Annotated in this window: 20 protein-coding genes; 16 read left to right on the top strand and 4 right to left on the bottom strand. The window is 70.9% G+C overall.

The genetic code is table 11. The annotated features are described in order from the left end of the window. The first annotated feature begins 151 nt into the window (after window positions 1-151). From QK288_RS13985 to QK288_RS13975, 3 genes are read left to right on the top strand one after another with little or no spacing between them, the layout of a single operon-like run. Window positions 152-661, top strand: coding sequence for a CrcB family protein (locus QK288_RS13985; RefSeq protein ID WP_281264898.1), 510 nt, complete (start codon window positions 152-154; stop codon window positions 659-661). Then, window positions 658-1,032 (top strand): fluoride efflux transporter CrcB, encoded by a 375-nt coding sequence (gene crcB, locus QK288_RS13980; protein ID WP_281264897.1) that lies wholly within the window; start codon window positions 658-660, stop codon window positions 1,030-1,032. Before QK288_RS13985 ends, crcB begins: the two co-directional genes overlap by 4 nt. Beyond that, a complete protein-coding gene (locus QK288_RS13975; protein ID WP_281264896.1) occupies window positions 1,029-1,631 on the top strand; it encodes a histidine phosphatase family protein in 603 nt (200 codons plus the stop codon). Before crcB ends, QK288_RS13975 begins: the two co-directional genes overlap by 4 nt. Before the next feature lie 44 nt (window positions 1,632-1,675). On the opposite strand, the gene QK288_RS13970 is transcribed toward QK288_RS13975, so the two are convergent. Both QK288_RS13970 and QK288_RS13965 read right to left on the bottom strand, forming a co-directional pair. Continuing rightward, complete coding sequence (locus QK288_RS13970) at window positions 1,676-2,086, bottom strand: GNAT family N-acetyltransferase (RefSeq protein ID WP_281264895.1); 411 nt, start codon at window positions 2,084-2,086, stop codon at window positions 1,676-1,678. A 49-nt stretch (window positions 2,087-2,135) separates the two neighbouring features. Next, the gene (locus QK288_RS13965) at window positions 2,136-3,203 is read right to left on the bottom strand and encodes an FUSC family protein (protein WP_281264894.1); all 1,068 of its coding nucleotides are present in this window, start codon (window positions 3,201-3,203) and stop codon (window positions 2,136-2,138) included. Window positions 3,204-3,385: 182 nt separating this feature from the next. Here QK288_RS13965 and leuC point away from each other — a divergent pair, with 182 nt between their 5' ends. The 6 genes from leuC to QK288_RS13935 all read left to right on the top strand — a co-directional run bounded on the left by leuC (window position 3,386) and on the right by QK288_RS13935 (window position 9,906). Next, complete coding sequence (leuC, locus tag QK288_RS13960) at window positions 3,386-4,822, top strand: 3-isopropylmalate dehydratase large subunit (protein WP_281264893.1); 1,437 nt, start codon at window positions 3,386-3,388, stop codon at window positions 4,820-4,822. After that, window positions 4,822-5,418, top strand: a complete 597-nt coding sequence (gene leuD / locus QK288_RS13955; protein ID WP_281264892.1) for a 3-isopropylmalate dehydratase small subunit — start codon at window positions 4,822-4,824, stop codon at window positions 5,416-5,418. Before leuC ends, leuD begins: the two co-directional genes overlap by 1 nt. Next, the gene (gene murA / locus QK288_RS13950) at window positions 5,418-6,785 is read left to right on the top strand and encodes a UDP-N-acetylglucosamine 1-carboxyvinyltransferase (RefSeq protein ID WP_281264891.1); all 1,368 of its coding nucleotides are present in this window, start codon (window positions 5,418-5,420) and stop codon (window positions 6,783-6,785) included. Before leuD ends, murA begins: the two co-directional genes overlap by 1 nt. A gap of 1 nt (window position 6,786) precedes the next feature. Further along, a complete protein-coding gene (locus QK288_RS13945; RefSeq protein WP_281264890.1) occupies window positions 6,787-7,656 on the top strand; it encodes a lysophospholipid acyltransferase family protein in 870 nt (289 codons plus the stop codon). A 115-nt stretch (window positions 7,657-7,771) separates the two neighbouring features. Then, window positions 7,772-8,785, top strand: a complete 1,014-nt coding sequence (locus QK288_RS13940; protein WP_281267598.1) for an NAD(P)H-dependent glycerol-3-phosphate dehydrogenase — start codon at window positions 7,772-7,774, stop codon at window positions 8,783-8,785. A gap of 32 nt (window positions 8,786-8,817) precedes the next feature. Beyond that, window positions 8,818-9,906 (top strand): D-alanine--D-alanine ligase family protein, encoded by a 1,089-nt coding sequence (locus QK288_RS13935; RefSeq protein ID WP_281264889.1) that lies wholly within the window; start codon window positions 8,818-8,820, stop codon window positions 9,904-9,906. A gap of 97 nt (window positions 9,907-10,003) precedes the next feature. On the opposite strand, the gene QK288_RS13930 is transcribed toward QK288_RS13935, so the two are convergent. Next, the gene (locus QK288_RS13930) at window positions 10,004-10,489 is read right to left on the bottom strand and encodes a DUF3515 family protein (RefSeq protein ID WP_281264888.1); all 486 of its coding nucleotides are present in this window, start codon (window positions 10,487-10,489) and stop codon (window positions 10,004-10,006) included. Window positions 10,490-10,514: 25 nt separating this feature from the next. On the opposite strand from QK288_RS13930, the gene thiL reads away from it, so the two are divergent. Continuing rightward, window positions 10,515-11,504: a thiamine-phosphate kinase gene (gene thiL, locus QK288_RS13925; RefSeq protein WP_281264887.1), complete on the top strand. Its 990-nt coding sequence runs from the start codon at window positions 10,515-10,517 to the stop codon at window positions 11,502-11,504. A 243-nt stretch (window positions 11,505-11,747) separates the two neighbouring features. On the opposite strand, the gene QK288_RS13920 is transcribed toward thiL, so the two are convergent. After that, a complete protein-coding gene (locus tag QK288_RS13920; protein ID WP_281264886.1) occupies window positions 11,748-12,311 on the bottom strand; it encodes an RsmD family RNA methyltransferase in 564 nt (187 codons plus the stop codon). 139 nt (window positions 12,312-12,450) lie between these two features. Here QK288_RS13920 and QK288_RS13915 point away from each other — a divergent pair, with 139 nt between their 5' ends. The 6 genes from QK288_RS13915 to mutM all read left to right on the top strand — a co-directional run bounded on the left by QK288_RS13915 (window position 12,451) and on the right by mutM (window position 17,820). Further along, entirely contained in the window at window positions 12,451-14,640 is a 2,190-nt protein-coding gene (locus QK288_RS13915; protein WP_281267597.1) for an ATP-dependent DNA helicase RecG, read from the top strand. A 30-nt stretch (window positions 14,641-14,670) separates the two neighbouring features. Further along, the gene (coaD, locus tag QK288_RS13910) at window positions 14,671-15,162 is read left to right on the top strand and encodes a pantetheine-phosphate adenylyltransferase (RefSeq protein ID WP_281264885.1); all 492 of its coding nucleotides are present in this window, start codon (window positions 14,671-14,673) and stop codon (window positions 15,160-15,162) included. 58 nt (window positions 15,163-15,220) lie between these two features. Continuing rightward, window positions 15,221-15,748, top strand: coding sequence for a DUF177 domain-containing protein (locus tag QK288_RS13905; RefSeq protein ID WP_348639023.1), 528 nt, complete (start codon window positions 15,221-15,223; stop codon window positions 15,746-15,748). Between the two features lie 85 nt (window positions 15,749-15,833). Continuing rightward, on the top strand, window positions 15,834-16,037 hold the full coding sequence (gene rpmF / locus QK288_RS13900; RefSeq protein ID WP_058728177.1) for a 50S ribosomal protein L32: 204 nt from the start codon (window positions 15,834-15,836) through the stop codon (window positions 16,035-16,037). A gap of 13 nt (window positions 16,038-16,050) precedes the next feature. Next, window positions 16,051-16,845 (top strand): ribonuclease III, encoded by a 795-nt coding sequence (rnc, locus tag QK288_RS13895; RefSeq protein WP_281264884.1) that lies wholly within the window; start codon window positions 16,051-16,053, stop codon window positions 16,843-16,845. A 3-nt stretch (window positions 16,846-16,848) separates the two neighbouring features. Further along, entirely contained in the window at window positions 16,849-17,820 is a 972-nt protein-coding gene (gene mutM / locus QK288_RS13890; protein ID WP_281264883.1) for a bifunctional DNA-formamidopyrimidine glycosylase/DNA-(apurinic or apyrimidinic site) lyase, read from the top strand. Window positions 17,821-17,826: the final 6 nt, after the last annotated feature.

Raw genomic sequence — 17,826 nt, 5'->3', positions numbered from 1 at the left:
TTGCGGAGTCCCGGTAAGGTGGGGGAGTCGTCTGACCCGGCAGTGGGGCCTGCCGGACCCAACCGTGACCGATCGGTCACCAACGGTCCCTATCCCGAGAACACCGCACGCGCGGACGACCTCCGGCGTGCTCGGCGATAGGAGCACCTCCGTGGACGACGAACCCCGACGGCACCTCACCGACTCCGGGAACATCCCGATCGACCCGGGCGTCGAGGTCGAGGAGTCCGACACCAGACCCGGTCGTCCGCCACACCTGCGCTGGGGGTACCTCGGCGTCGTGGCGCTCGGCGGGGCGATCGGGACCGCGATCCGCGCCGTGCTGGCCGACCTCGTCCCCGCCGTTGACGGGATCAGCTGGACGATCCTCGCGATCAACGTCGTCGGGGCGTTCTGCCTCGGGCTGCTGCTCGAGGCGTTGGCGCACCGCGGGCCGGACGTCGGTCGGCGTCGGCTCCTGCGGCTCTTCGTCGGCACAGGGGTGCTCGGCGGGTTCACGACGTACAGCACGCTCGCCGACGACACCGCGCAGCTGCTCGGGGACGGACGGTGGGGTGCTGGGAGCGGGTACGCGCTGCTCACGGTCGTGCTCGGACTGCTCGCCGTCGTCGCCGGGCTCTGGGTGTCGACGCTGTTGCGGCCACGGGCGGCCACCCGATGAGCGCGCTCGAAGTGCTGCTCGTCGCCGTCGGCGGGGGAGTCGGGGCGGCGCTCCGCTTCCTACTCGACGGGCTCGTGAAGGCCAGGGTCAGCGGCTTCCCGCTCGGCACCGTCGTCATCAACGTCTCCGGGTCGCTGGTCCTCGGGCTCCTGACGGGCCTCGGGCAGGCCGGGACGCTGGCGCTCCCGGCGGTCGCCATCCTCGGCACGGGCATGATGGGTGGGTACACGACGTTCTCGACGGCGAGTGTCGAGACCGTGCAGCTCCTCCGATCCGGCAAGACCCGGCTCGCCGTCCTGAACGGCCTCGGCATGCTCGTCGTCTCGGTCGGCGCAGCCGCGCTCGGCCTCTTGCTCGGAAGGAACACATGACCTCGGAACGCCCCGGCGAACTCGTCCTCGTCCGTCACGGAGAGACGGAGTGGTCGAAGAGCGGGCAGCACACCGGCCGCACCGACATCCCGCTCACCGAGAACGGGGTCGAGCAGGCGAAGCGTGCCGGCCGGTACCTCGCGGACCGCGACTTCGCGCTCGCGCTGTCGAGCCCGCTGCAACGTGCCCGCGACACCGCCGCGCTCATCGGCGTGGACCCCGAGGTCGACGAGGACCTGTACGAGTGGGACTACGGCGCGTACGAGGGCCTCACGACACCGCAGATCAAGGTGCTCCGGCACGGGCCGTGGGACCTCTGGACCGACGGCGTGCCCGCGGGGGACACACCGGGTGAGAACGCCGCCGAGGTCCGTGTCCGGGCCGAACGGGTGCTTGACCGTGCCCGCCCGGTGCTCGCCGAGGGGCAGGACGCCGTCTTCATCGCCCACGGGCACGTGCTCCGTGCGATCGGCGCCGCGTGGATCCGGCTCGCGCCGCAGGACGGTGCCGTGCTGAAGCTCGGGACCGCGTCCGTCAGCACGCTGGGGTACGAGCACGGGCGTCCGGTCATCGACTCCTGGAACGTCCAGCCGGACTGACGTCCAGCCCGCCTGACGCCCAGACCGACTGACGGCCGTCCCGACTACCGCAGGACGGCGGCCATCCCGAGGCTCGGCGCGACGTCGTCGAGCCCGAGCGAGCGGTACAGCCGCTGCCCGGGCGGGTCCCCGATGAGCGACACGTAGGCGCCCTCAGGTGCCCGCGACCGGATGTCCGCGATGAGCCACTCGAGCACGCGCCGACCGAGGCCACGCCGCTGGTGCGCGGGATCGGTGGCGACGTCCGCGATGTGGAAGTACCAGCCGCCGTCGCCCAGCACGCGACCCATCGCGACCGGCGTTCCCGCGGCGTCGACCACGTGGCAGGCTGACCAGCTCCCGCTGATCGCGCCGGCGCCCTGGTCGGCCCGGACCGGGGTCAGGCCGGAGTCGCGGCGGAGGCGGAGGTAGTCGTCGAGCGGCGGCGGCCCGGCGACGAGTCGGTAGTCGTCCATGTGTCGATCCTGCCGGGCCCCGCCGACAGCCGCCGACGCGTCCGCCCGGTCAGACCGTGCGGATCGAGGTCGTCGCGCCGAGGGCTCGACCGCGGCGCCGTTCGATCGCGCGCCCGACGAACAGCAGTGCGACGCTCACCAGTGCTCCGAGCGTCGTCTGTGCGACGCGGTCCAGGGCGAGGAGCTCCGGCGCCTCGGGGAGGCTCAACCAGGACACCGCGAGCGCGAGCGGCGTGAGGAACAGCAGGCAGACCGCGTAGTTCCGCGCGACGAAGATCTCCGCGAAGAACTGTCCGACGACCGCGATGAGCACGATCCACCACGCTCCGGGTTCGAGGAGCAGGATCCCGACCGCGATCACCGTGCCCCCGATCGTGCCGATGAAGCGCTGGAACGCCCGGAGGACGGTGTGCCGTTGCCGGATGGCCGGGAGCGTCGACACGACGGCGATCACCGCCCAGTACGGGTGCCCGAGCCCCGGGATGGTCTCCGCGATCGCACCGGCGACCAGGGCCCCGACGACGTTGAGCGCGACGGTCTCCCAAAGCGCGGGGGTGCGGAGGATCCCGAAGCCCCGTTCCTTCATCGGGGCGAGCGGTCGGAAGCGGTGCGGCGCGCGCGGGTGCCACACGCGCCGGATGACGAACCCGGACATCGCGACGAGCCACGCCCACGCGACGGAGCACACGATGATCGTCGCGACGAGCGGCAGGTCCGACGGCCTCAGCGGCACGAGCGAGGACACCAAGAACGCGAACGTCGGGAAGATCGGCTGCGCCGGGATCGACCGGAGCGTGCTCAGCGTGCAGACCGCGACGACGAGCACGACGACCAGCCCGACCGCCTGCAACCAGAGGGGCGCACCGACGATCGAGACGGCGATCCCTGCGAACATGCACAGGGCCTGCAGTCCCCCGGCGACTCCCGTGGTCACGGCGCGCTGCCGGTACGGCTCCGTGGCGCCGAAGATCGCGGTGAACCCCGCGAACATCGCGAAGGCCGCGTACCCCGGCATCCCGAGGGCGATGAGCAGTGCGAGGGGAGCGGCGCCCGCGATCGCGGCGCGCGTCGCGCCCTCGAGGTTGACCGTGCGGGCGGAGTGCGTCGGAGTCGTCATGTCCCGGCCATTCTCCCACCGCGACAGGTGTCGGAGAACGCGAGTCGAGCCTCCAGTCCGGCCGGAAATCGGCCGCGATGCGGGCCGCACCGGCGTCGGACGCGTTGGTATACCAGTGCTAGACTCGCCGGATCGCGCCGCGTCAGCGGCATCGAACCGATGCGAACGGAAGGGTCGAGGTCATGGGTAGGACACTCGCCGAGAAGGTCTGGGACGACCACGTCGTGGTCAAGGGCGAGGACGGCAACCCCGACCTCCTCTACATCGACCTCCACCTCGTGCACGAGGTCACGAGCCCCCAGGCGTTCGACGGTCTCCGCCAGGCCGGCCGCCCGGTGCGACGCCTCGACCTGACGATCGCGACGGAGGATCACAACACCCCGACGCTCGCGATCGACCGGCCCATCGCCGATCCGACGAGCCGCACCCAGATCGAGACGCTCCGCCGCAACTGCGAAGAGTTCGGCGTCCGCCTGCACTCGCTCGGCGACAAGGAGCAGGGCATCGTGCACGTCGTGGGCCCGCAGCTCGGCCTGACGATGCCGGGCATCACCGTGGTCTGCGGCGACTCCCACACCTCGACGCACGGTGCGTTCGGCGCGATGGCGTTCGGCATCGGGACGAGCGAGGTCGAGCACGTGCTCGCCACGCAGACGCTGCCGCTCAAGCCGTTCAAGACGATGGCGATCACCGTCGAGGGCACCCTGCGCCCCGGCGTGACGGCGAAGGACATCATCCTCTCGGTCATCGCGAAGATCGGTACCGGCGGCGGACAGGGCTACGTGCTCGAGTACCGCGGTTCGGCGATCCGGGCGCTCTCGATGGAGGGGCGCATGACGATCTGCAACATGTCGATCGAAGCGGGTGCCCGCGCCGGCATGGTCGGTCCCGACCAGATCACCTACGACTACGTCCAGGGCCGCGACCACGCCCCGACCGGCGCCGACTGGGACGAGGCCGTCGCGTACTGGGACACGCTGAACACCGACGACGACGCGGTGTTCGACGCCGAGGTGTTCATCGACGCCGACGCGCTCGAGCCCTTCGTCACCTGGGGGACGAACCCGGGCCAGGGCGTCTCGCTCTCCGAGTCCGTGCCCGACCCCGCCGACTACACCGACCCCAACGACCAGGCAGCGGCACAGCGCGCGCTGGAGTACATGGACATCACCGCGGGCACGCCGATGAAGGACATCGCCGTCGACGCGGTCTTCATGGGGTCCTGCACGAACTCGCGCATCGAGGACCTCCGCGCGTTCGCGTCCGTCATCAAGGGGCGCACAAAGGCCGAGGGCGTCCGCGTCATGGTGGTGCCCGGCTCCGCGCGGGTCCGGCTCGAGGCCGAGGCCGAGGGGCTCGACAAGGTGTTCACCGACTTCGGGGCCGAGTGGCGCTTCGCCGGCTGCTCGATGTGCCTCGGCATGAACCCCGACCAGCTCGCGCCCGGGGAGCGCTGCGCGTCGACCTCGAACCGCAACTTCGAGGGACGTCAGGGCAAGGGCGGCCGAACCCACCTCGTGTCGCCGCTCGTCGCAGCCGCCACCGCCGTCCGGGGGACGCTGTCGAGTCCGTGGGACCTGGAAACCGAAGCAGCAACCGCTCTGGAAGGGGCAGTCTGATGGAGAAGATCGGCACCGTCACCGGGATCGCCGCACCGCTGAAGCGGTCGAACGTCGACACCGACCAGATCATCCCCGCCGTGTACCTCAAGCGCGTCACCAAGACCGGCTTCGAGGACGCGCTGTTCTCCGGGTGGCGCCAGGACCCGTCGTTCGTGCTGAACCAGGAGCCCTTCGACCGCGCGAAGGTGCTCGTCGCCGGTCCCGACTTCGGCACCGGGTCGTCGCGCGAGCACGCCGTCTGGGCACTCCGCGACTTCGGCTTCCGGGTCGTCATCTCGCCCCGGTTCGCGGACATCTTCAAGGGCAACGCGGGCAAGCAGGGCCTGGTCACCGCAATCGTGACCGAACCGGAAGTCGAGCGCCTGTGGGCCGCCATCGAGGCGAACCCGGGCATCGAGGCGACCGTGGACCTCGCGGCGCAGCGCGTGTCGCTGGGCGATGTGGACGTGGCATTCGAGATCGACGCTTACACTCGTTGGCGGTTGATGGAAGGGCTCGACGACATCGGGCTCACCCTCCGTGACGAGACCTCGATCACGGAGTTCGAATCCCGCCGTGGAAACTGGCGGCCGAAAACATTGCCGGTGAAGTAGTGAACTCTCTCGTACAGGACGCAGCAGCAGCTGGGGCACGCGTCGGGTTGAAGTCGGACGAGATCGTCATCCGCGGCGGCAAGCCGCTGGTCGGACGCATCGAGGTCCGCGGCGCGAAGAACCTCGCGACGAAGGCCATGGTGGCCTCCCTGCTCGGCGACACCCCGTCGATCCTCAAGGACGTCCCGGACATCTCCGACGTCAAGGTCGTCCGCGCGCTGCTCGAGGTGCACGGTGTGCGCATCACGGATCCTGCACGAGGCGAGCTCATCCTCGACCCGTCGAACGTCGAGTCGGCGCACTTCGCCGAGATCGATGCGCACGCCGGGTCGAGCCGCATCCCGATCCTGTTCTGCGGCCCGCTGCTGCACAAGCTCGGCGAGGCGTTCATCCCCGACCTCGGTGGCTGCCGCATCGGCGACCGCCCGATCGACTTCCACCTCGACGCGCTGCGCGCCATGGGTGCGGTCGTGGACAAGCAGGTCTCCGGCATCCACATCACGGCGCCGAACGGCCTCAAGGGCGCGAACATCGAGCTGCCGTACCCGAGCGTCGGTGCGACCGAGCAGGTCCTGCTGTCGTCGGTGCTCGCCGACGGCACGACCGAGCTCCGGAACGCCGCGATCGAGCCAGAGATCATGGACCTCATCGCGATCCTGCAGAAGATGGGCGCGATCATCACGGTCGAGCCGAGCCGCACGATCTTCATCGAGGGCGTCGAGTCGCTCCGCGGCTACACCCACCGCGCGATCAACGACCGCAACGAGGCAGCGAGCTGGGCCTCCGCCGCACTCGCGACCAACGGCGACATCTTCGTCGAGGGCGCGAAGCAGCAGGAGCTCATGACGTTCCTCAACGTCTTCCGGAAGGTCGGCGGCGGGTTCGACATCCAGGAGGACGGCATCCGGTTCTACCGGGAGCTCGAGGTCCTGAAGCCCGTCGTCATCGAGACCGACGTGCACCCCGGCTTCATGACGGACTGGCAGCAGCCGCTCGTCGTCGCGCTGACCCAGGCCGACGGTCAGAGCATCGTGCACGAGACCGTCTACGAGAACCGCTTCGGCTTCACCGAGGCCCTCAACGAGATGGGTGCCGACATCGTCGTGCACAAGGAAGGGCTCCCCGGGCACGACCGCCGGGTCGCCCGTCGTCCGTTCGAGCAGGCAGCGGTGATCACCGGCCCGACGAAGCTGCACGGCGCGAACGTGCGTGTCCCGGACCTCCGCGGCGGCTTCAGCCACCTCATCGCGGCACTGACCGCCGAGGGGGAGTCGCACATCACGAACGTCGGCATCATCAGCCGCGGGTACGAGCACTTCATCCCGAAGCTGCGCAAGCTCGGGGCGGACTTCGACTTCGCTGGCTGAGATGGCTGACGACCACCGCGGCGCGCCCGCGGGCAACGACCGTGGCGTGCCCGGCGGCGACCGCGGCAGGCCCGACGGCACGCCCGGCCGCGACCTCGACCGTGTGACCACCGGCCTGCCGAACCCCGGCCGTCGGTGGAAGCGTGGTGACCTCAACCTGGCGTTCCGGATCACCGCGTTCTTCGTGATCCCGACCTTCCGGTTCACCGCGCGCTACCACTGGCACGGCCGGAACCGGTTGCCGGAGCAGGGGGCGTTCGTCCTCGCGCCGAACCACTACACGAACATCGACCCGCTCGTCGTGGGCACCGCGGTGTACCTCAGCCGCCGGCAGCCGCGATTCCTGGCGAAGGCGTCGCTGTTCCGCGTCCCCGTGTTCGGCAAGCTCATGAGCGGCATGGGGCAGATCCCGGTCGAGCGGTCTGGTCGAACCCGCATCAGCGATCCCCTCGGCGGCGGCCGGTCCCTCATGGAGCGCGGCGGCGCCGTGATCGTGTACCCGGAGGGGACGCTGACGCGCGACCCCGACCTGTGGCCGATGCGCGGCAAGACCGGCGCGGTGCGGATCGCGCTCGAGAACGACGTGCCGCTCATCCCGATGGCGCACTGGGGCACGCAGCAGATCATGGCGCGGTACTCGAACAAGCTCCGGCTGTTCCCGCCGTCGCGCGTGGACGTCGTGTTCGGCGACCCCGTCGACCTGTCGGCGTTCCGTGGACGCCCGATCGACCAGCAGCTGCTCACCGAGGCGACCGCCGTCCTGATGGACCGCATCACCGAGCTCGTCGAGCAACTCCGTGGCGAGCAGGCGCCGGCGACCCGGTGGGACCCGTCGACGAAGAACCAGAAGGAAACCGGCAAGTTTGAGTGACGCACCCAGCACCGGCACGCGTGCCGGCGCACCAGGCCTCCGCCCGCACGACGACCACCCGGATCCCACGGCTGCCGCACGTGGCGCGGTCGACACCGCCGCGATCCGCGTGGTCATGCAGTCCACGGACAAGCCCCGCGTGGCGGTCATCGGTGCCGGCAGCTGGGGGACCACGTTCGCGAAGGTCCTCGCCGAGGGCGGCGCCGAGACCGTCGTCTGGGCGCGTCGACCCGAGGTCGCCCGGGAGATCACCGAGACCAAGCGCAACTCGGACTACCTGCCCGGCATCAACCTGCCGCGCACGTTGACCGCGTCGACCTCGTTGGCCGCCGTGCTGCAGGGCGCGCAGCAGGTCTACGTCTCCGTGCCGTCGCAGACGCTGCGGTCGAACCTGGAGGCCATCCGCGAACTGCTCCCGGCCGACGTCCCCGTCGTCAGCCTGATGAAGGGCGTCGAGAAGGCCACCGGTCTCCGGATGAGCGAGGTCCTGCTCCAGGGACTCGAGATCGACCAGGACCGCATCGCGGTGGCCAGTGGTCCGAACCTGGCGCTCGAGATCGCGCGACGGCAGCCGACCGCGGCCGTGGTGTCCTCGACGAGTGCCGACACCGCCAGTGCGGTCGCCGCGGTCGCGACGAACCCCTACTTCCGGTCGTTCATCAACACGGACGTCATCGGCACCGAGTTCGGCGGGGTGCTGAAGAACCTCATCGCCGTCGCGATCGGCATCGTGGACGGCGTCGGCTACGGCGAGAACACGAAGGCGTCGATCATCACCCGCGGGCTCGCGGAGATGACGGAGTTCGCCGTGTCGCTCGGCGCCCAGCCCTCGACGCTGTCCGGTCTCGCGGGGCTCGGCGACCTCATCGCGACCTGCCAGTCGCCGCTGTCGCGGAACAACACCGCCGGGCGACTGCTCGGCCAGGGGTACCGCTTCGACGAGGTCGTCCGGCAGATGAACCAGACCGCGGAGGGGCTGGCGTCCGTCGCGCCGATCCTCGAACTCGCGCGGGCGAACGGCGTCGACATGCCCATCGTCGGGCAGGTCGGCGAGGTCCTCGCCGGTAGGCTCGATCCGCGCAACATCGCGCCGCACCTCACCGAGACCGACGAGCCCCAGGGCGAGTGACCGGTCCGGCCACTCTGCAACCAGGAGCGCCCATGACCACCAGCAGCACCACCGTCGTCGTCCTGTTCGGCGGCCGGTCGAGCGAACACGAGATCAGCTGTGTGACCGCCGGCGGGATCATGGACGCGGTCGACCGCACCGCGTACGAGATCGTCCCGGTCGGGATCACCAAGGACGGTGCCTTCACGCTGCAGCCGGACGACCCGGAGCAGTGGGCCCTCGTCGGCGAGCACCTGCCGACGGTGCCGGACAACGGCACGCGCGTCCGGTTCCCGAGCGCCGCCGAGCCGCGGCAGCTGACCGTCGAGCACCAGGACGGCACCGTCACCACGATCCCCGTCGACATCGTCTTCCCGATCCTGCACGGTCCGTTCGGCGAGGACGGCACCGTCCAGGGCATGCTCGAGATCGCCGGGCTGCCGTACGCCGGGGACGGCGTCCTGGCGAGTGCGCTCGCGATGGACAAGCACGTCGCGAAGGCCGTCCTCGAGCACGCCGGGCTCCGCGTGGCCCCGTGGACGACGGTGCTCCGTCGGCAGTGGCAGGCCGACGAACTCGGGGTCGCCGAGACGATCGCGGCGCACGGCTGGCCGCTCTTCGTGAAGCCCGCCCGGGCCGGTTCGAGCATGGGTGTGTCCCGTGTCGACGGACCCGAGCAGCTGGCAGCGGCGATGCACCTGGCGTTCGAGCACGACAGCAAGGTCATCGTCGAACCCCGCGTCGTCGGTCGCGAGGTCGAGGTCGCCGTCCTCGAAGGCCGCAACGGCACGCCGCGCACGAGCCTGCCCGGCGAGATCGTCGTCGCCGAGGACGGCTTCTACGACTTCGCGTCGAAGTACCTCGGCGGGGACGAGCAGCTCCTCTGCCCGGCGCCGCTGACCGAGGCCGAGACCGACGAGATCCGCTCCATCGGTGCCCGCGCCTTCGAGGCGATCGGCGGCTCCGGACTCGCCCGCGTCGACTGCTTCCTGACCGACGACGGCTTCGTCGTGAACGAGGTCAACACGATGCCGGGCTTCACCCCGTTCTCGATGTACCCGCGCTGCTGGGCGGCCACCGGGGTCAGCTACCCGGAGCTCGTCGCCGAGCTCATCGAGCTGGGTCGCGCCGCCGTCCGCTGACGCGGTCTCGGACCGTCCGGGGCATCAGCGCGCACCGGAACGGACGGGAGGCTCGTGGCGGGCCCGCCACGAGCCTCCCGTCCGGTGGTGGGTCGCGTCAGCCCTGCACGTCGGACGGGTCGAGGCACTCGTGCCCGTCCTTCGGCAGCGTCTCGACGGCGTTGCCGATGTCCTGCAGGACCTGGTCCGTGGTCTTCGTGGAGTCGATGACGACCTGCACCGCGGGGTCACGCCCGAACGTCGTGTAGACGATCTGCCTCCCCTCGTCGTCGCGGATCCAGTCGACCGACCCCTTCGAGAAGCACGGCAGGTCGGAGACCGTCGGGACAGCGACACCGCAGTGGTAGAGCGCCGCCGAGGGGTCGCCCCACGCAGCGGTGGACTGGGCGTTCGTGTTGCGGAGCTGGTACTTCGTGTCGACCGTGTCCGGCAGGCGGACCTGGGCGGCTGCACACGCTGCGGCGTTCGCCGACGGGGCTGCGGTCATCGTGACGGCGTTCGTGCACCCGGTCAGTCCGGCGGCGAGGGCGACCACGACGCCGAGTCCGGCGAGGATCCGCAGGGGGCGGCGCACAGTGTCCATCGAGAGTCCAGGCTACCGTTCTCGTGTGGACGCGAAGGACGAGCCCTGGACCGGACCGACCGTCGGGGAGCTCGGTGAACTCGTCGTGCTCGACCGGGTGACGTCGCGGCTGCCGCAGGGGTCGCCCCTCGTCGGGCCGGGGGACGACTGCGCCGTGGTGGCGGCTCCCGATGGCCGGTTCGTCGTGACGACCGACATGATGGTGCACGGTCCGGACTTCCGGTGGGCGTGGTCGTCGCCGTCGGACGTCGGGTGGAAGGCCGCGGCGACGAACCTCTCGGACGTCGCCGCGATGGGTGCGGTGCCCTCTGGACTGGTCGTCGCGATCGCCGCACCGCAGGACACGCCCGTCGCGGTGCTCGAGGGCATCGCGGACGGGTTCCGGCTCGCGGTCGACGCGCTCGCTCCCGGGTGCGGGGTCGTCGGGGGAGACCTGTCCACGTCATCGGCGTTCACGGTCGCCGTGACCGCCTTCGGCGACCTGCAGGACCGTGCTCCGGTGCTGCGGTCGGGGGCACGCGTCGGCGACGTGCTGGCCGTCTCGGGTGAGCTCGGTCGCGCGGCGCGGGGGCTCGCTCGGCTGTTCCGGTCCGGTGTCGACGCGCACGGTGAGCCGTCGCGGGCCGCGGTGGTCGCCACCGGACTCGACGAGGACCCGGACGTCGGGCGCCAGCGCCGACCGGTGCCGCCGATCGCCGACGGGCCGCTCGCCGCCGCTGCCGGTGCGACGGCGATGCTCGACCTGTCGGACGGGCTCGCGATCGACGCCGGGCGACTTGCACGGTCGAGTCGGGTGACGCTGGAGATCTCCGCGGCGCTCGACGACGTGGCGTTGCACGGGGGCGAGGATCACGGGCTGCTCGCGACGTTCCCGGCGGACGCCGTGTTGCCCGGGGGGTTCCGGCGGATCGGTGTCGTGCTGGAGCGCGGCGCGGCCGACCTCGTGCGCGACGGTGTCGGCGTCCCGACGACCGGGTGGGACCCGTACGCGGACTGGGACGGCGTCGCGGGCTGAGGGGGCGCGGGCGCTTGCGCTCGGGGCGGTGCGCGGGTGCGGTGCGGTGCGCGGCGCGCGGGGGCGGTGCGCGAGCGCGCGCGGTGGTTGCGCGTGCAAGGAGCGACAGAGTCGCTGTCGTACGACAACGGCGGTGTCGTTGCCCGGCGCACGCAACTGTTGCGCGTGGAAGGAGCGACAGGATCGCTGTCGTACGACAACGGCGGTGTCGTTCCGAGTCGGCAGCGCCGCCCGTCGGCAGCGTCAGGCGGTGGCGACCACGGCCTCCCACGCGACGGTCTCGCCGTAACTGCGCTTGCTGAACGGCTCGAGGCCGGCGGGCCAGGTCGGTTCCGGCGACCGCTTGCTGCGTTCGACGATCACGACGGCGTCGCGCGTCAGCCGGGGGACGAGCGCGTCGAGCACCTCGGCGATCTCGGACTCCGTGACGTCGTACGGCGGGTCGATGAACGCCAGGTCGAACGTCCGGACGGTCCCGCGGAGGAACCCCAGGGCCGGCTGCGCGTGCACGTCGATGCGGACACCAGGGACCCGCTGCTGCACGGTGCGCGCGTTCTCGCGACAGACCGCCGCGGCAGCAGCAGCCCGGTCCACCAGGACCACCTCGACCGCGCCGCGCGAGGCCGCTTCGAGCCCGAGTGCACCCGTCCCCGCGTAGAGGTCGGCCACGGCCGTGTCGTCGACGAGCCCGCGCGACTCGAGCGAGGAGAACAGCGCTTCGCGCACCCGGTCGCTCGTCGGTCGGGTGCCCGACTTCGGCACCCGGAGCGTCGTGGAACCGGCGGCGCCGGCGATGATGCGGGTCATGCAGCAACCGTAGCGGCCACCAGGTCGCGTTCCGACGTTCTCCACAGGTCGTCCTGGAGGCTCGGTGCACGTCGGTCGTGCCGGGTACCGTTGCCGTGTGGTCACCTCAGGATCCGCCGCGCCGGCAGCCCCGTCCGACCTGCAGTGGGGTCCGGCGCCGCTGGACACGAAGCTCGCGAACGTGCTCGGCGGCCGCACCGCCAAGGCCGTCGAGAAGGCGTTCGGGTACCGCACGGTGGGGGAGTTCCTCGAGCACGCGCCACGTCGCTACGCCGAGCGCGGTGCCCTGACGGCGCTCGACTCGCTCGCCATCGGGGAATCGGTGACGATCGTCGCCGAGGTCGTCGACGTCCGCGAACGCACGATGCGCCAGCGCAGGGGCTCCATCCTCGAAGCGAAGATCGGTGACGGCAAGGGCCTGCTGACGCTCACGTTCTTCAACCAGGGCTGGCGGACGAAGGACCTCGTCGTCGGCGCCCGCGGGATATTCGCGGGCAAGGTCGGCGACTACCGCGGCGCCCGGCAGCTCGCGCACCCCGACTACGAACTGTTCGACGCGGACGACCCCCGTGCAACCGCCGACCCCGAGTCCGAGGAAGCGATCCGGTTCTCGCGGCAGCCGATCCCGATCTACCCGGCCACCGCGTCGCTGTCCTCGTGGCAGATCGCGAAGGCCATGGCGGTGGTGCTCGACACCCTGCCGGACATCGCCGACCCGATCCCGTCCGGCGTCAGGACCCGGCTCGACCTGGTGCCGTTCCGTCGTGCGCTCGAACTGCTGCACCGCCCGGAGAAGGTGTCCGACTTCAAGCGTGCGCAGGACGCCCTCCGCTACCGAGAGGCGTTCGTGCTGCAGACCGCCCTGGTCCAGCGCCGCATCGCCGCACGTGCGACGGCCTCGACCCCGCGGACCGCGTCGCCCGGTGGGATCCTCGAGCGCTTCGACGCGACGCTGCCGTTCACCCTGACCGACGACCAGCGCGCCGTCGGCGACGAGATCGCGCACGACCTGACGGAGTCGTGGCCGATGCACCGTCTGGTCCAGGGCGAGGTCGGCTCCGGAAAGACCCTCGTCGCCATCCGCGCGATGCTGACGGTCGCGGAGTCCGGCGGGCAGTCGGCACTCATCGCCCCGACCGAGGTCCTGGCGGCGCAGCACCTGCGCTCGATCGTGAAGTTCCTCGGCCCCGACCTCGCCGCCGAACTCCGCCCGGTCATCCTCACGGGGTCGCAGTCCACCGACGAACGCCGTCGTGCGCTCCTCGCGGCGGCGTCCGGCAGCTCCCGGCTCGTCGTCGGCACGCACGCGCTGCTCGGCGACAAGGTGGACTTCGCCGAGCTCGGCCTCGTGGTCGTCGACGAGCAGCACCGGTTCGGTGTCGAGCAGCGTGAAGCACTCCGCACGAAGGGCGAGCGGCCGCCGCACGTGCTCGTCCTCACCGCCACGCCGATCCCGCGCACCGTCGCGATGACCGTCTTCGGCGACCTCGACGTCTCCACGATCGCCGGTATGCCGTCGGGTCGCGCGGGGGTGGAGACCTTCACGGTGGGGCTCGCCGAGCACCCCGGGTGGGAGTCGCGGATCTGGACCCGCATGGCCGAGGAACTCGGCGCCGGCCGGCAGGCCTTCGTGGTCTGCCCGGCGATCGACGACGCCCACGCCGAGGACGACGGCGAGCCGGAAGTCGACGCGGATGACGACACACCGAAGCGTGCGCCTGCCACAGTGCTCGCGACGGCGGAGCGGATGCGCACGATGCCGGTCCTCGACGGACGTCGGATCGAGGTCCTGCACGGCCGGATGACCGGCGACGAGAAGGACCGCGTGATGACGGCGTTCGCGGCCGGCCAGATCGACGTCCTGGTCGCGACCACCGTGATCGAGGTCGGTGTCGACGTGCCGAACGCGTCGATGATGGCGATCCTCGACGCCGACCGGTTCGGCGTCTCCCAGCTCCACCAGCTGCGCGGCCGCATCGGTCGTGGGCAGTACGCGGGCGTCTGCCTGCTCGTCACCTCCGCCGAGCTCGAGACCACCTCGCGCGAGCGGGTCGATGCAGTGGAAGGGTCTGACGACGGCTTCGAGCTCGCCCGCGTGGACCTCGAGCTCCGCCGCGAAGGCGACGTGTTGGGGGAGCGGCAGTCCGGCGGGCGGTCGTCCCTCAACCTGCTCCGGGTCGTGCGGGACGCCGACATCATCGTCGATGCGCGGGAAGAAGCCGAACGATTGCTCGGGATCGACCCGTCGCTCGACGGGCAGCCCGAGCTCCGAGACGCCCTCGCCCGGCGTCTGGACGAGTCCGACGCGGCCTTCCTCGGCAAGAACTGAACCGGCGGCGGGGCAGGTATCGTCGCGGGTATGACGCAGATCGCGGTCGTCCCCGGCTCCTTCGACCCCGTGACCCTCGGGCACCTCGACGTCATCGGTCGGGCGGCAGGACTCTTCGACGAGGTCCACGTGCTCGTCGTGCACAACCCCGACAAGAAGACCGCGATGTTCGACGCCGTCGATCGTGTCCGGCTGATCGAGGAGTCGTTGGCCGAGACCGATGCGCCGGCGAACATCCGGGTCGGGGAGTGGACCGCCGGGCTCCTCGTCGACTACTGCCGGCAGGTCGGCGCGACGGTCCTGGTGAAGGGCGTCCGCTCGGGCGAGGACGTCGCGTACGAGACCCCGATGGCGATCATGAACCGGCACCTCGCCGACGTCGAGACGGTGTTCCTGCTGCCGGAGGCGTCGCGTGCCCACGTCTCGAGTTCGCTCATCCGGCAGGTGGCGACGCTCGGCGGAGACGTGTCGCCGTACGTGCCCGTCGTGGTGGACGAAGCACTCCGGAACGCCGTCGGCTGAGACGACACGGCAGCGCGCTCCTCGACGTCAGCCGTTGTCCGCGCTAGGATGGTCGATCGTGTCTTCCCCCGTGAACAGCCCCTACGCCCTGCGCGTGCGTGACCTCGCGCACCGCCCGGGCGAGATGCGCGAGCACACGCTCGACATCACCGTCCCCGAGACCCTCGGGGCAGGGGTCGTGGCCGTTCGCGAGGGCGCTCCGATCCACATCGAGCTCCGGCTCGAGGGCCTCCACGAGGGCGTGCTCGTCTCCGGGCACGCTTCGGCGGAGGCCACCGGGCAGTGCTCGCGCTGCCTCATCGACATCAGCGAACCGGTCGAAGTCGATTTCGCCGAGCTGTTCGCGTATGATGCCTCGGAGGATTTCGACTTCCATGTTCACGAAGACCACGTGGATTCTGAACCGGTCGTTCGAGACGCGGTGGTGCTGTCACTGCCGTTCCAGCCGGTCTGCCGACCGGACTGCCCAGGACTCGACCCGGTGACGGGGGAGCGCCTGGCAGACACGGGGCGCACGGCTCCCGAGCCGACGGATCCCCGCTGGGCTGCGCTCGACGGACTGACGTTCGACGAGAACGACAGCTGAAGTCCGAGAACGACAGCTGAAGACCGAGCACGGCGCTCACAGCACCTCCACCGACTGACCACCGACCAACCGAAAGAGAACCACCATGGCCGTTCCCAAGCGCAAGCAATCCCGTGCCAACACGCACGCCCGTCGTTCGCAGTGGAAGGCCGCGCCGGTCCAGCTCGTGAAGACGATCGAGAACGGCAAGGTCACCTACAGCCTCCCGCACCGCGCGAAGGTCGTCGAGGACTCGGCCGGCACCGCCCTGTACATGGAGTACAAGGGCCGCAAGGTCGCCGACGTCTGATTCGGTAGCACGCATGGCAGCGACGTCCGGCTCCACGGGGTCCAACCCCGCGGGGTCGGACGTCGCTCGTCTTCGTGCACTCCTCCGGGTCGACGTGTCCCCGGAGCTGCTCCAACTCGCCCTGACGCACCGCTCGTTCGCGTACGAGCACGGCGGCATCGGGCACAACGAACGCCTCGAGTTCCTCGGTGACTCCATCCTCGGTCAAGCCGTGACGGTGAAGCTCTACCGCGACTTCCCTGGTCTCGACGAAGGCGACCTGGCCAAGCGCCGGGCGAGCCTCGTCTCGACGGTCGCCCTCGCGGAGATCGCCCGGCTCAACGGCCTCGGCGCCTACCTGCGTCTCGGCAAGGGCGAGGAACTGACCGGCGGCCGCGACAAGTCGTCGATCCTCGCCGACACCGTCGAAGCCGTCATCGGCGCGACGTACCTCTCCGCCGGACCGGACGAAGCGACCGCGCTCGTCCTGCGCCTCGTGGAGCCGCTGCTCATCGACCCCGACCGTTTCGGTGCCGCGATGGACCCGAAGACGAGCCTGCAGGAGCTCGCGTCGTCGCTGACCCTCGGCAACCCGGCCTACCGGGTCACCGAAGAGGGCCCTGACCACGACAAGACCTTCCACGCGACCGTCGTGCTGCAGGGCGAGGACATCGCCTCGGGCTCCGGGTCGAGCAAGAAGACCGCCGAGATGGCCGCGGCGCTGGACGCCTGGACGCGCCTCTCCGGCCGGAGCACCGACGACAGCGCGACGGCGGCGCCAGACCGCGCGGCAGAGCCCGCCGGCGCCGCAGAGCCCGCCGGGTCCTAGCGCGTGCCCGAACTCCCCGAGGTCGAGGTCGTCCGCGCCGGCCTCGAACCCGCGGTCAGCGGCGCACGGGTCCTCGCCGTGCACGTCGCCGACGAACGGGCCCTCACGCGCCACGACGGCCCCGCCGAGGACTTCGCACACCGCCTGACAGGCAGGACCATCGCCGCCGCCGTCCGCCGTGGGAAGTTCATCTGGCTCCCGCTCGCCGAGCCGGGCGCCGACGGCCGGGCAGAAGCGCTCGTGGCACACCTCGGCATGAGCGGGCAGATCCTGCTCGGCCGCGACCGCCCGGCGGCGAAGCACCGCCGCATCGTCATCGACGTCCAGCCGGGTGGGTCGGACCGCGACGGCACGCAGGAGTCTCCCGTCGAGCTCGAGTTCGTGGACCAGCGCACGTTCGGCTCGATGGCGATCGACGCGATGGTGCCCACGATCGACGGCGCCCCCGCAGGGTTCGCCGGCGCCGTGGACGACCGACAGCCCGATGCCCCGTGGCGTCGGAGCATCCCGACCCAGGTCTCCCACATCGCCCGCGACCCGCTCGACCCCGCGTTCGACGACGACCGGTTCGTGCAGATGGCGAGGAAGCGTTCCAGCGGCATCAAGCGGGTGCTGCTCGACCAGGGCGTCGTGAGCGGCATCGGCAACATCTACGCCGACGAGTCGCTGTGGGCCGCGAAGCTCCACTACGACCGGCCGGCAGACCGTCTTCCGCGGGCATCGGTGCTGCTGCTCCTCCACGAGGTCCGCAGCGTGCTCGCGCGTGCCCTCGAGGACGGTGGCACGAGCTTCGACGCCCAGTACGTCAACGTGAACGGTCAGTCCGGCTACTTCTCGCAACGGCTCCACGTCTACGGCCAGCAGGGGAAGCCGTGCCCGCGGTGCGGCACGACGATCGTGCGCGAGGCGTTCATGAACCGGTCCAGCCACATCTGCCCCGTGTGCCAGCCGCGTCCGCGCGCTCGCAGGCGTTAGCCTGAC

Origin of the sequence: Curtobacterium sp. 9128 (genome assembly GCF_900086645.1) — a bacterium.
In the GTDB taxonomy this organism is placed as follows: Bacteria; Actinomycetota; Actinomycetes; order Actinomycetales; family Microbacteriaceae; genus Curtobacterium.
The sequence above is the reverse complement of the archived record's forward strand: the minus strand, read 5'-3'. Positions and strand labels throughout refer to the sequence as shown.

What these genes read in the sequence shown, in the direction of transcription:
- crcB (WP_281264897.1), top strand. Translation starts at nt 658, where the DNA reads ATGAGCGCGCTCGAAGTGCTGCTCGTCGCCGTCGGCGGGGGAGTCGGG.
- QK288_RS13975 (WP_281264896.1), top strand. Translation starts at nt 1,029, where the DNA reads ATGACCTCGGAACGCCCCGGCGAACTCGTCCTCGTCCGTCACGGAGAG.
- QK288_RS13970 (WP_281264895.1), bottom strand. Translation starts at nt 2,086, where the DNA reads ATGGACGACTACCGACTCGTCGCCGGGCCGCCGCCGCTCGACGACTAC.
- QK288_RS13965 (WP_281264894.1), bottom strand. Translation starts at nt 3,203, where the DNA reads ATGACGACTCCGACGCACTCCGCCCGCACGGTCAACCTCGAGGGCGCG.
- leuC (WP_281264893.1), top strand. Translation starts at nt 3,386, where the DNA reads ATGGGTAGGACACTCGCCGAGAAGGTCTGGGACGACCACGTCGTGGTC.
- leuD (WP_281264892.1), top strand. Translation starts at nt 4,822, where the DNA reads ATGGAGAAGATCGGCACCGTCACCGGGATCGCCGCACCGCTGAAGCGG.
- QK288_RS13945 (WP_281264890.1), top strand. Translation starts at nt 6,787, where the DNA reads ATGGCTGACGACCACCGCGGCGCGCCCGCGGGCAACGACCGTGGCGTG.
- QK288_RS13940 (WP_281267598.1), top strand. Translation starts at nt 7,772, where the DNA reads ATGCAGTCCACGGACAAGCCCCGCGTGGCGGTCATCGGTGCCGGCAGC.
- QK288_RS13935 (WP_281264889.1), top strand. Translation starts at nt 8,818, where the DNA reads ATGACCACCAGCAGCACCACCGTCGTCGTCCTGTTCGGCGGCCGGTCG.
- QK288_RS13930 (WP_281264888.1), bottom strand. Translation starts at nt 10,489, where the DNA reads ATGGACACTGTGCGCCGCCCCCTGCGGATCCTCGCCGGACTCGGCGTC.
- QK288_RS13920 (WP_281264886.1), bottom strand. Translation starts at nt 12,311, where the DNA reads ATGACCCGCATCATCGCCGGCGCCGCCGGTTCCACGACGCTCCGGGTG.
- coaD (WP_281264885.1), top strand. Translation starts at nt 14,671, where the DNA reads ATGACGCAGATCGCGGTCGTCCCCGGCTCCTTCGACCCCGTGACCCTC.
- rpmF (WP_058728177.1), top strand. Translation starts at nt 15,834, where the DNA reads ATGGCCGTTCCCAAGCGCAAGCAATCCCGTGCCAACACGCACGCCCGT.
- rnc (WP_281264884.1), top strand. Translation starts at nt 16,051, where the DNA reads ATGGCAGCGACGTCCGGCTCCACGGGGTCCAACCCCGCGGGGTCGGAC.